Source organism: Marinobacter litoralis, assembly GCF_016427555.1.
Taxonomy (GTDB): domain Bacteria; phylum Pseudomonadota; class Gammaproteobacteria; order Pseudomonadales; family Oleiphilaceae; genus Marinobacter; species Marinobacter litoralis_A.
This window is the reverse complement of record NZ_JAELVS010000002.1, coordinates 184381-196665: the sequence shown is the minus strand read 5'-3', so window position 1 is coordinate 196665 and position 12285 is coordinate 184381. Positions and strand designations below refer to the sequence as shown.

Here is a 12285-nt window from a genome sequence, read left to right as displayed (position 1 = left end):
CAGTCACCTAACTGCGGCCTTCGGTTGCCCAAAACACACTGGCACCCTGCTCCGGATGACTCACCCCATGCCGCATCCAGCCAAACAGTTCGCGTCCGTAATCTTGATGTTGCCGCGCAAGATCACGGCAAACCGGTTTCCTTGCCTTCCAGGTGGCGTCGTCTACCAACACAGATAACTGCCCGTTAACAGCATCCAAACGAATAACATCGCCGTTCTGCAGTTTAGCCAACGGCCCACCATCCAAGGCTTCGGGATAGACATGGATGGCAGCAGGAACTTTACCAGAAGCGCCCGACATACGGCCGTCCGTCACCAGCCCGACTCGATAGCCGCGATCCTGAAGAACACCCAGGTAAGGCGTTAGTTTGTGAAGCTCCGGCATACCATTAGCCCGGGGCCCCTGAAAACGCACTACCACTACACAGTCCCGGTCAAGATCGCCGCCCTCAAAGGCTGCCTTCAGATCGTTCTGGTCTTCAAATACAATCGCAGGTGCCTCCACACAATGGTGTTTCGCTGCAACCGCAGAGACTTTAATAATGCCCCGGCCAAGATTGCCTTCGAGGACTTTCAACCCACCATCGGGAGCAAACGGCTGTTCAACAGAGCTAAGTACATCGGGGTTCAGACTGTCGCGAACGGCCGGGCACCATCGCAGCCCCTGATCGCTCATTTCCGGCATGCGTGCATACTGGGCCAAGCCCGGCCCCATAACGGTGTTGACGTCTTCGTGCAGAAGCCCTGCATTCAATAATTCCTGAATCAGATAAGGCGTGCCACCCGCCGCATGGAAGGCATTAATGTCGTCTTGCCCGTTCGGGTAAATACGGGTCATAGACGGAACGGTGGAGGAGAGCTCGGCGTAATCGTTCCAATCAATCAGAATACCCGCGGCCCGGGCAATCGAGACCCAGTGAATGGTGTGATTGGTCGAGCCACCGGTAACCAGCAAAGCCACCAGAGCGTTCACGATTGCCTTTTCATCCACCATATCGGCCAACCCTAGCTTACCGCCCTGAGGTTGAGACAAACGGATCACCTGCTCCGTGGCTGCGCGGGTTAAAGCATCTCGCAACGGCGTGTTCGGGTGAACAAAGGCTGCCCCCGGTATATGCAAACCCATCACCTCCACCAGGAGCTGATTGCTATTCGCGGTTCCGTAAAACGTGCAGGTGCCCGGGCTGTGGTAAGACTTGCTCTCGGCTTCAAGCAATTCGTCCTGCCCTATTTTCCCTTCGGCAAATAACTGACGAACCCGCTGTTTCTCTTTGTTAGGCAAACCCGAAGGCATCGGCCCCGCCGGTATCAAAACCGCAGGCAAATGACCAAAACTCAGGGCACCAATAAGGAGGCCTGGCACAATTTTGTCACAAATACCCAGTAAGGTGACGGCATCGAACATGTTGTGGCTTAACGCCACGGCCGTACTCATGGCAATGGTGTCGCGGGAAAAAAGGCTTAGATCCATGCCGGGCTGGCCTTGGGTAACACCATCACACATGGCAGGTGTGCCACCGGCAAACTGGGCCACGGAACCCATACCATGCGCCGCTTCGCGAATAACATCCGGGAATCGATGATAAGGTTGATGGGCAGAAAGCATGTCGTTGTATGCAGAGACAATCGCCACATTGGCTCGGTTCATCAGTTTGAGTTGGTCCTTGTCGCCTGGCTGGCACGCTGCAAAACCGTGTGCCAGATTACTGCACGACAAGGTTCCGCGCTGCGGCCCCTGCTCCCTGAGTGCCCGCATTCGGGCCAAATACGCCTGCCGTGTCACCCGGCTTCGCTCGATAATCCGGTCAGTAACCCTGGAAACAACAGGCTGCATGGCATGACTCCCACATTGATAAACACACTACGTAAGTGTACTTCCTTAAAGACTCGCGTTCCGATTCAATTAACCATACTCAATACATTCCCCGTTTTCGACACTTCAAAAGGACAAGCTTTATGCTCCGGCGCACAAAAATCGTAGCCACCCTTGGCCCCGCCACCGACAGCAAAGAAGCGTTGGCCGGCATTATCGCGGCCGGCGTGGACGTTACTCGCCTGAACTTTTCTCACGGCAGCGCGCAGGAACACATAGAGCGGGCCAAGAATGTACGGGCAACCGCCGCCGAACAAGGTCGTTTCGTGGCATTACTGGCGGATTTGCAGGGGCCAAAACTCCGAATTGCTCGCTTTAGCAATAACAAAGTCACGCTCAAGCCCGGCCAGACGTTTGTTCTTGACGCTTCGATGGACAAAGACGCCGGTACCGAAGCCTCCGTGGGCATTGATTACGAAGAGCTGATCAACGACGTGACTCCCGGTGACATTCTGGTGCTGGACGATGGTCGCATCGAAATGGAAGTCACGGCTGTCAATGACCACAGCATTACCTCAACCGTGCTGATCGGCGGCCCGCTGTCCAATAACAAAGGTCTGAACAAGCGCGGGGGTGGACTTTCCGCTGACGCACTCACTGAAAAGGACAAGCAAGACATCGTTACCGCCGCCAATCTGGGCGCCGACTACGTTGCGGTCTCTTTCGTACGCACTGCCGAAGACATGCACGTTGCCCGCCGGTTGCTGAAGGAAGCGGGTTCGGATGCCGGCCTGGTGGCAAAAATCGAGCGGGCCGAGCTGGCTCACGACACGGAAGCTCTGGATGCCGTCATCAAGGCATCGGATGCCGTTATGGTTGCCCGAGGGGATTTAGCCGTAGAGATCGGCGATGCGGAATTGGTGGCCGTTCAAAAGCACATTATCGCTCGGGCGCGGGTACTCGACCGCGTCGTCATTACCGCCACCCAAATGATGGAATCCATGATCACCAACCCCATGCCAACGCGGGCCGAGGTGTCTGATGTGGCAAACGCGGTTATGGACTACACCGATGCGGTCATGCTGTCGGCTGAAACCGCCGTGGGCGATTATCCGACTGAAGCGGTCGAGGCTATGGTGAGAATCTGTAAAGGTGCGGAGCGCCACCCTTCGATGCGCCAGTCAAAACACCGTATTAACGAAAGCATGGAAGCCGTTGACGAAGCCATTGCCCTATCTGCCATGTATGCCGCAAACCATTTGCAGGGCGTAACGGCGATTATCTGCCTGACCGAAACCGGCTCGACACCGCGCCTGATGTCACGCATCAAATCAGCCTTGCCCATCTTTGCGTTTTCCCGGCACCACTCGACCCAGCACAAGGTCGCGCTTTACCGGGGCGTTCAAACTGTGCCGTTCGATTCTGCCAATCACGAGAAAGAGCAGGTGAAAAATCTGGCATTGGAAGAATTGGTCAAGCGCGACTATGTCAAACAGGGTGACCTGGTGGTCATCACTAACGGTGATTTTGTGAATGCGCATGGCGGCACCAACACCATGAAAATTGTTCAGGTGGGCACCGACATCGGCTAATCCGACGCTCGGGATTGCTTTCCGGCATCAACAAGACTGGCGCGAGCGATATCGGAAATCGCCGCCCAGTCTTTCGCCGCGACTTTATCGGCCGGTGTTAGCCAACTACCGCCGACCGCAGCGACATTCTCCAACTTCAGATAGTCTGCCGCCGTCTCCCGCCGAATACCTCCCGTCGGGCAAAACTTCACGCCCGGGAACGGCCCTGCCAGTGCTTTCAATGCTGCTACACCACCGGACACTTCAGCGGGAAAGAATTTGAAATGCCGGTAGCCGTGAATGTGGCCCATCATCAGTTCTGAAGCTGTCGAAATTCCCGGCAGCAACGGCGCTTCAGAGGTTACCCCGAATTCCAGCACCGCTTCGGTAACGCCGGGCGTGATCACAAACTGAGCGCCGGCCAGCTCTACCTCGCGATATTGGGCAATACTGGTCACCGAACCGGCGCCTACCAATGCATCTGGCAGTGCGTTGCGAACCTCACGAATGGCGGCCACCCCGCACTCGGTGCGCAGGGTGATTTCGAGAACACCAAGCCCTCCTTCATAGAGCGCCTTACACAGAGGCACTGCATCCGCCAGACGATGAATGGTAATCACCGGTATGATTGATGACTGCGTCAGTACCCTCTCAATTTCCAGCTTATGTTCGTTCGAGAGTTGTGGCATCACGGGCTCCAGTAGATATGTAATCCGGCTTGCAGGAAAGCGCGAATGGGCATTGCGGACCAATCGGCCGGCGCTTCCGCTGCCCTAGCCAACGTGGAGATCTTGTCTTGTCCTTTCAGGTGTAGCATTTTAAATCGCGCTCGCATCAGAACCGGCAAGGTTAATGTAACCCGCTGGTTAGCCTGTGACGGCGGAGTCATCACCATGACCTGCTGATGCCCATGCCGGTCCATGGCCTGGTTCAGCTCGGGAGCATCCGGAAACAGCGAAGCCGTATGCCCGTCATTGCCCATGCCAAGCACCAGCACATCCACAGGGTCGGTCAATTCCGTTGCTGCTGCCTCAAGCTCAGGCATTGCCTCACTCGCATCTTTATCTGAATAGTGAAACAACACAAGCCGGGCCTGAGCCGCTTCCGCTTGCAGCAGTTCTTTTTTTACCAAGGCGGCATTGCTGGCTGCGTCAGTTTCCGGCACCCAGCGTTCGTCGGCCAAAGCGATCAGAACCCTACCCCACTCCAACGTTTTTCCCCTCAAGGCCCGAAAAAAGGGCAGCGGCGTTGAGCCCCCGGAAACCACCAGCGTTGCCAGCGCTGCTTCAGAAAGCCGAAGCCGCAAATGTTCAGCAACTTGCTCTGCGAGCATTTCGCCGATCGCCTCCGGCGACTGAGCTGAATGCACATGGACGCCCTCCGGCATTTGTAATTCAGGCATCTTCATACCAACTCCTGCCGTCTCTGGTGATCAGTGCAATGGAGGCAACCGGCCCCCAGGTGCCGGCAGCGTAGCGTTTCGGCGGCTCGCCCAGATCACGCCAGTTCTGGATAATTTGATCAACCCAGCGCCAGGCGTGCTCGACTTCATCGCGCCTTACAAACAGATACTGGTTGCCTCGCATCACTTCCCACAACAATCGCTCATAGGCATCCGGGATCCGTTCGGCTCCAAAGGTTTCCGAAAACGTCAGCTCCAGCGGCCCCTGCCTCAAACGCATCCCCTTATCCAAACCGTGTTCTTTGGTCAGGATTTTCAGCTCCATGCCTTCGTCCGGCTGGAGTCGTATAACCAGTTTGTTATTGGCCAGATGCTTCTGGTCAGGATCAAAGATGTAATGAGGGGCCGGTTTAAAGTGGATAATGATCTGGGCCATTTTTTCCGGCATGCGTTTACCGGTTCGAATGTAAAATGGCACACCTGACCAGCGCCAGTTGTCGATTTCCACTTTCAAGGCAACAAACGTTTCCGTCAGGCTGGACTTATCCGCACCCTCTTCCTCCAGATAGCCAGGCACCACTTCGCCATGACTGGCTCCGGCGGCATACTGGCCGCGCACCACGTATTGCTCCATCATCGCGGGAGATATTCGTTTGAGCGCTTTCAGAATTTTCACCTTCTCGTCGCGAATACTGTCGGCTGACAAATCCGCAGGCGGGTCCATCGCAATCAAGCAAAGCAGCTGCAGCAAATGGTTCTGGATCATATCCCGGACCTGCCCCGCTTGATCAAAATACCCCCAACGCCCGTCAATCCCTGTACTCTCAGCCACGGTAATCTCAACATGGGAAATATGGTTTTGATCCCACTGGGAGGCAAACAGATTGTTGGCAAAACGCAGAGCAATCAGGTTCTGCACCGTCTCTTTGCCTAAATAGTGGTCGATACGGAAGAGCTGGCTTTCGTCATAAACCTCCGCCAATGCATCATTGATGACTTTGGATGATGCCAGATCGTGACCGATGGGTTTCTCCACCACCACCCGAGTACGCGACGTACAACAGCTTTGGTCTTTCAGATTCCGTGCGATCACGCCGTACATAGCCGGTGGCGTTGCCATGTACACGATCAATTGGTTGTCTGCGTTGCGCCAGCTGTTGAGCGCGGCGAAGGCTGCGGTATCGGTGAAATCCAGATTTTGATAATCAACCCGAGCGGCGAAACGTTCGGCAAGTTTGGAATCAAACTCTCCATCTGCGACCGCCACCTCAAGGTTCGAAATCAATTGCTTGCGGATGTCTGCAACGCTTAAGTCGCGCCGGGCAATCGCGAGAATACGGCTGTTTTCCGCCAGCAATCCCTCGCGATCCAGCTGATAAAGGGCGGGAAAGAGTTTTTTTCGGGCCAAATTCCCCATTGCTCCGAACAGCATAAGATCACAAGACACTGGCAATGGCTCAGACATTCAACTCCCCATCCTGCTGGCAGGCGCTTGTCGTAACTTTACCCAAATAATGACATTGCCGACTAAGGAATCCAAGAAACTACGCAACTCATGACGTTTTTACTACTCAGGTTTTCTTTCAAGGAAGGTATAATGCGGATTCATTAATCATTTTTGCGTACAGGCAGGGAGCAATCCGTATGGCAGTCAGTGCGGTCCGTCGAGAAGAGAATTTGCTGGAAGAAATCCAGAACCGCCTGGAAACTCTCAATAAATCCGAGCGCAAAGTGGCCGGCGCCATTCTCCGTGATCCCAGCGCTGCAACCCGGTATAGCATTGCAGCTTTGGCTCGGGCGGCTGACGTCAGTGAACCCACAGTCAACCGTTTTTGCCGGGGCTTTTCCGCTACCGGCTTTCCAGACTTCAAGATTCGGCTGGCACAAAGCATTGCCACCGGCACCCCCTACGTGGGCGAGAATATCAAACCTGACGATTCGGCCTCCGAGTATGCAGACAAGATCATGCTCAGCACCATAGCCAGCCTGGATAAAGCCCGTCAGGCGCTAGACCCGGAGTCCATCGCAACGGTGGTGGATTACTTGATTCAGGCGAAACAGATCATCTTTTTCGGTATGGGTGGCTCCGCCTCGGTTGCCATGGACGCCCAGCATAAATTTTTTCGATTCAACACACCGGTGTCCGCTTACGAAGACGCCTTGATGCAGCGCATGGTCGCCGCGGGGGCTGGCGTGGGAGATACCATCGTCGTCATCTCTTACACCGGCCGCACCCGGGAATCCGTAGAGTCTGCCCAACTGGCGCGAGGCAATGGCGCCACGGTGATTGGCATAACCAACCCGGACTCCCCTCTGGCGGAGGTGTGCACCACCGTTCTGGGGGTGACGTCGCCGGAAGATACGGAAGTGTATATGCCCATGTCTTCACGCATCATTCATCTGACCGTGATCGACATCCTGGCAACTGGCGTGACGTTGAAGCGGGGCCCGGACTTTCTCAACCATCTCAAGAAGGTGAAGGAGAGCCTGAAAGCAACGCGCTTCCCACTGGATCCACAGCCATAAAAAAAGGGTGCCTAGGCACCCTTTTTCAATGAGCGACCGGATTAGTTCCGCTCGATCTCGGCGGTTTCTCTCAGGTATTGCTGATAGACCGCGTATTCGCGCTGACCTTGAAGCTGGGTCAAGAATTGCTGAACATGCTGGAACTCGGCATTTTCACGATCCACGTCCCCTTCGTTAACGGCCTCAAGCACAATGATATGAGCTTCCGCCAGACCTACAACCGCGTCTACAGTCGATTGCTCGCCATTTGGACGTGGCATGGTGAAGGCTTTGCGCAGCACCAGCGGGCTTAGATCCCCGGCAGCGCCACGGCCTTGGGCTTCGAACTGCTTCCAGTTGCCCTGCTCTACGCTATCGCCGGCTTCAATGTCTGCCACCAGCTTGTTCGCCTTCGCTTGCAGCGCCTCTCGCGTCGCCATTACTTCCAGTGTTGCCTTGATATCGTCGCGAACATCCGTCAACTCAAGCTGACGAGCTTCGTGATGAGCTTTCACACGCGCAACAATAGAAACATTGTCGCCCACATCGATCAGCTCCGTGTTGTAGCCATCTTCCAGCACATCTGCGGAGAACAACTGGCGCACCAGCCCGGCATGACCGAAGGGTTCTGCGCCGCCATCTCGGGTTACGCCCTGCACTTCACGAAGCTCCAGCCCCAGCTCACTGGCAGGCCCGGCCAGATCATCCGCCGCATAGGCTGCGTCTGCCAATTCAGCGCGGACTTCAACATAACGCTCTTCGGCTTTGGCCCGAGCCAACTCGTTACGCAGCTGCCCTTCCAGCTCTTCAAACGAGGGCACATCGGAGCGGCGAACATCGTCCAGGCGAATCAAGTGAATACCAAAACTGGTTTCAACGGGCCCGGAGATTTCACCCTCGTCCAATGCAAACAGCGCTTCTTCAAACGCTTCATCGTAAACGCCACGGCCAGCATAGCCCAAATCGCCGCCATCACGCCCCGAAACGGTATCGACCGAGAATTCTTTAGCCAGGTCGGCAAAGGACTCGCCTGCTTCCAGTCGGGACTGAATAGTCGAGAGCGTTTCTTCAGCTTCTGCACCGGCCTCAATCAAAATGTGAGCCGCTTTACGCTCTTCTCGGGCAAATTGCTCGGCCCGCGACTCATACTCGGCCCGTACCTCGTCTTCACTCACCTCAACCGCATCCGCCAGGGTGGCCTGTGACAACGTCAGGTAGACTGCATCTACCTTTTCCGGCTCCTGGAACTGAGCCTTGTTCTCTTCGTAATACGTGGCAATCTCGTCATCCGTCACCGCGACCTGATCAGCGACTTGGTCTTTGGACAACGAAAGAACACGGAAATCTCGAGTCTGATTCTGTATGGCCAGCAACTGAGCGGCACTTTCCGGTGTCGCCAGTGCGGTTTGAGCGATGGCCGCTCGAATCTGGTTGGTCACGTAACTCTTATGCATGCTGGCGCGGAATTCGGCAACACCCATACCCAGGTTACGAACGGTCGCCGCAAAGCGCTCCGGGCTGTACTTACCATCCACCTGGAACTGAGGCATTTGAGTAATCAGGGCATCAATATCCGCGTCCGACAGCTCAAGCCCTTGGCTTTGGGCATCCTGGGTCAGTACGGCCTCTTGGATAAGGGCTTCCAGTACATCGGTGCGTAATTGGTCTTCGTCCACCAGAGATGGATCTGGGGTTTCCATCTGCATCAGGCGCTGCTGGGTTTCGAGCTGAACGGTTCGGAGAAACTCCCGCTCGGTGATATCAGTTCCGTTCACTGTAGCCACTTCGGGCTCACCGGAAAAACCGCCAATAATGGCATCCATTCCCCAGATGGAAAGGGAAACAATCAATAGGCCAACGATCACTTTGGCGATGGTACTCTGGGCGTTATCCCGAATATCTTGAAGCATGTTAGTTCTGAATCCCTGTTCAAGGTCGTGCTGGTGATTATTGTGTGAGCTATAGCCCCGGCGGCCTTTAACGTAAAAAGGCGCACCCTGATCGGAATGCGCCTTGAATTCTTATGGCAACTCCCGCCAGCGGAAGCTGCCAGTGAAAGAGCTATTACTTAACAGCGTCTTTCAGGGCCTTGCCTGCCTTGAATCCAGGCACTTTAGAGGCCGGAATCTTGATCTCAGCGCCAGTCTGCGGGTTACGGCCAGTACGGGCGGCGCGTTCTTTCACAGAGAAGGTACCGAAGCCGATCAGAGTAACCTGATCGTCGTTCTTCAGAGCACCAGTGATGGTGTTCGTCATAGCATCCAGCGCACGGCCAGCTGCAGCTTTGGAAATATCTGCGGATTCTGCAATTGCATCAATCAGTTCGGACTTGTTCACACTAAACCCCTTCGATGTCAGGTTGAAGATGTTATAGGTTGGTTTGTTTTTTCGCGGACGCTCACGACTATCGCATAAGCGGTCGGAGAATTCCATTCTTCACTATTATTATTCCTTGCGGCGATTAACCGGTGTTTGGAATAGGCACATACTGCGCGGGAGCCCTTGGTATTGGCTGCTTCACGGCGAAACAGTTATACCAATGGGCTCTCCGGCATGTCAACAACTCATCCAGTGTTTAATGTGTATTTATGCGCTCTGCAGCATCATTGGAATCGTCGTTCCCCTTGGCGGAGGACACTTTTTCATCGTCCTTTTCCGCTCTCGGTTCGGGCGGATAAGCCAGCGCAATGTCGAGCACTTCATCGATCCACTTAACCGGCTTAATTTCGAGAGATTCCTTTATATTCTCCGGTATCTCTTTGAGATCACGAACATTTTCATCAGGAATCAGAACGGTTTTAATGCCGCCCCGATGCGCCGCCAGCAGCTTCTCTTTCAGGCCACCAATCGGCAGCACACGGCCTCTCAGCGTGATCTCACCGGTCATGGCAACGTCCGCGCGAACGGGGATTTTAGTCAGCGAAGAAACCAGAGCTGTGCACATCCCGATGCCCGCACTCGGGCCGTCTTTTGGCGTTGCACCTTCCGGAACATGCACGTGTAAGTCGTGCTTTTCATGGAAATCGTCAGCCACACCCAGCCCGGTTGCCCGACTTCTGACCACGGTCAGGGCCGTTTGGATGGACTCTTGCATGACATCGCCCAGCGAACCGGTCTTCACAACACGGCCTTTACCCGGCGTTAACGCACACTCAATCGTCAGCAATTCACCGCCAACCTGAGTCCAGGCCAGGCCGGTTACCTGACCAATCTGGTTATTCTCTTCCGCAAGACCGTACTTGAACTTTTTAACACCCGAATAGTCTTCCAGCATGTCCGGCGTGATCGTTACCGAAGCCTTATCGCTGCTCTCTACGTGTTCGCGCACTACCTTACGGCAGATTTTGGCGATTTCACGCTCCAGTCCACGCACCCCAGCTTCACGGGTGTAATAGCGAATCAGATCCCGCAAGGTTTCTTCCGGAATTTCCAGTTCATTCTTGCGCAGACCGTTTGCAACGATTTGCTTGGGCAACAAATACCTCAGTGCAATGTTGACCTTCTCATCTTCGGTATACCCCGGGATACGGATGATTTCCATCCGGTCCAGCAACGCAGGCGGTATGTCCATCGAGTTCGATGTGCACACAAACATCACATCGGAGAGGTCGTAGTCCACTTCAAGGTAATGGTCGTTGAAGGTGTGGTTCTGTTCGGGATCAAGCACTTCCAACAACGCAGAAGCCGGATCACCGCGATGGTCCATGCCCATCTTGTCGATTTCATCAAACAGGAACAGCGGGTTTTTAACGCCAACCTTCGACAACTTCTGCAGCAACTTGCCCGGCAACGCTCCGATATAGGTTTTGCGGTGGCCGCGGATTTCGGCTTCGTCTCGAACGCCACCCAGAGCCATACGGGTGTACTTACGATTGGTTGCCTTGGCAATGGACTGACCAAGAGAGGTCTTGCCCACACCTGGAGGCCCTACCAGGCACAGCACCGGACCCTTCACCTTCTTGACCCGACTCTGAACGGCCAGATATTCAAGAATACGCTTTTTGACTTCATCCAGACCGTAATGATCCTTGTCCAGAATCTCCCGAGCCTTATCCAGATCGTGGCGCACCCGGCTACGTTTTTTCCAAGGCACCGCCAGCATCCAGTCGATGTATCCGCGCACCACGGTTGCCTCGGCCGACATGGGCGACATCATCTTCAACTTATTGAGCTCGGCTTCCGTTTTCTTGCGAGCTTCTTCGGGTAATCCGGCCTCTTCCAGCTTCTGTTCCAGCTCTTCGAAGTCGTTGTTACCTTCACCGAGCTGACCCATCTCTTTCTGGATAGCCTTCATTTGCTCGTTCAGGTAATACTCACGCTGGCTCCGCTCCATCTGCTTTTTAACGCGACCACGGATGCGCTTTTCAACTTCAATCAGATCCGTTTCGCTGTCGAGCTTACCCAGCAACAAATCTACCCGCTTTCGAACATCCAGCGCCTCAAGCAGCTCCTGCTTTTCAGGAATCTGCATATCAAGATGCGCCGCCATGGTGTCTACAAGGCGATCGATCTCGTTAATGCCGGTAAGGGAGTTAGAGACTTCCGACGGAACCTTTTTGGAGAGCTTCACATACTTTTCAAACTCTTCCTGCAGGGTTTTGATCAACACACTCTGCTCGCGCTCTGGCAGCTGATCTTCGTCCATCAACACGGCGCTGGCAGTGAGGTAGTCACCTTCTTCGATACCGGAAATACTGGCACGGGCATTACCCTCTACCAGCACCTTTACGGTGCCGTCCGGCAAACGCAGCATCTGTAAAACGGTCGCCAAGGTACCCATGTCGAACACATCGGCGGAGCCTGGCTCGTCGGTGGCCGCATCTTTCTGCGCAACCAGCAAAATCTCTTTGCTACCCTCCATCGCGGCCTCGAGTGCCTGAATGGACTTCTCGCGTCCTACAAACAGTGGCACCACCATGTGCGGAAACACCACCACATCGCGAAGCGGAAGCAGCGGATATTCTTGCACGGTTTCTTCGGATATAAGGGTCATA

9 protein-coding genes are annotated in these 12285 nt (G+C 54.8%); 2 read left to right on the top strand and 7 right to left on the bottom strand.

Going from position 1 to position 12285, the window contains the following annotated elements; translation table 11 throughout:
- Positions 1-7: 7 nt before the first annotated feature.
- On the bottom strand, positions 8-1834 hold the full coding sequence (gene edd, locus JAO79_RS08485; RefSeq protein WP_199006828.1) for a phosphogluconate dehydratase: 1827 nt from the start codon (positions 1832-1834) through the stop codon (positions 8-10).
- A 122-nt stretch (positions 1835-1956) separates the two neighbouring features.
- On the opposite strand from edd, the gene pyk reads away from it, so the two are divergent.
- Positions 1957-3405 carry a pyruvate kinase gene (gene pyk, locus JAO79_RS08480; protein ID WP_199006827.1) on the top strand — a complete coding sequence of 483 codons (1449 nt, stop codon included), beginning with the start codon at positions 1957-1959 and terminating at the stop codon, positions 3403-3405.
- Here pyk and JAO79_RS08475 read toward each other — a convergent pair.
- The 3 genes from JAO79_RS08475 to zwf are packed head-to-tail and all read right to left on the bottom strand — an operon-like array spanning position 3402 to position 6251.
- Entirely contained in the window at positions 3402-4073 is a 672-nt protein-coding gene (locus JAO79_RS08475) for a bifunctional 4-hydroxy-2-oxoglutarate aldolase/2-dehydro-3-deoxy-phosphogluconate aldolase (RefSeq protein ID WP_199006826.1), read from the bottom strand. The two genes, pyk and JAO79_RS08475, sit on opposite strands and share 4 nt — an antisense overlap.
- On the bottom strand, positions 4073-4786 hold the full coding sequence (gene pgl, locus JAO79_RS08470; protein WP_199006825.1) for a 6-phosphogluconolactonase: 714 nt from the start codon (positions 4784-4786) through the stop codon (positions 4073-4075). Before pgl ends, JAO79_RS08475 begins: the two co-directional genes overlap by 1 nt.
- Positions 4779-6251 carry a glucose-6-phosphate dehydrogenase gene (gene zwf, locus JAO79_RS08465; protein ID WP_199006824.1) on the bottom strand — a complete coding sequence of 491 codons (1473 nt, stop codon included), beginning with the start codon at positions 6249-6251 and terminating at the stop codon, positions 4779-4781. The genes pgl and zwf overlap by 8 nt, the downstream gene beginning before the upstream one ends.
- 179 nt (positions 6252-6430) lie before the next feature.
- Between zwf and JAO79_RS08460 the strand changes: the two genes are divergently transcribed.
- The gene (locus JAO79_RS08460; RefSeq protein WP_199006823.1) at positions 6431-7312 is read left to right on the top strand and encodes a MurR/RpiR family transcriptional regulator; all 882 of its coding nucleotides are present in this window, start codon (positions 6431-6433) and stop codon (positions 7310-7312) included.
- Positions 7313-7353: 41 nt separating this feature from the next.
- On the opposite strand, the gene JAO79_RS08455 is transcribed toward JAO79_RS08460, so the two are convergent.
- The 3 genes from JAO79_RS08455 to lon all read right to left on the bottom strand — a co-directional run bounded on the left by JAO79_RS08455 (position 7354) and on the right by lon (position 12284).
- Complete coding sequence (locus JAO79_RS08455; protein WP_199006822.1) at positions 7354-9201, bottom strand: SurA N-terminal domain-containing protein; 1848 nt, start codon at positions 9199-9201, stop codon at positions 7354-7356.
- Positions 9202-9355: 154 nt separating this feature from the next.
- A complete protein-coding gene (locus JAO79_RS08450) occupies positions 9356-9628 on the bottom strand; it encodes an HU family DNA-binding protein (protein ID WP_114333466.1) in 273 nt (90 codons plus the stop codon).
- 238 nt (positions 9629-9866) lie between these two features.
- A complete protein-coding gene (gene lon / locus JAO79_RS08445) occupies positions 9867-12284 on the bottom strand; it encodes an endopeptidase La (RefSeq protein ID WP_199006821.1) in 2418 nt (805 codons plus the stop codon).
- Position 12285: the final 1 nt, after the last annotated feature.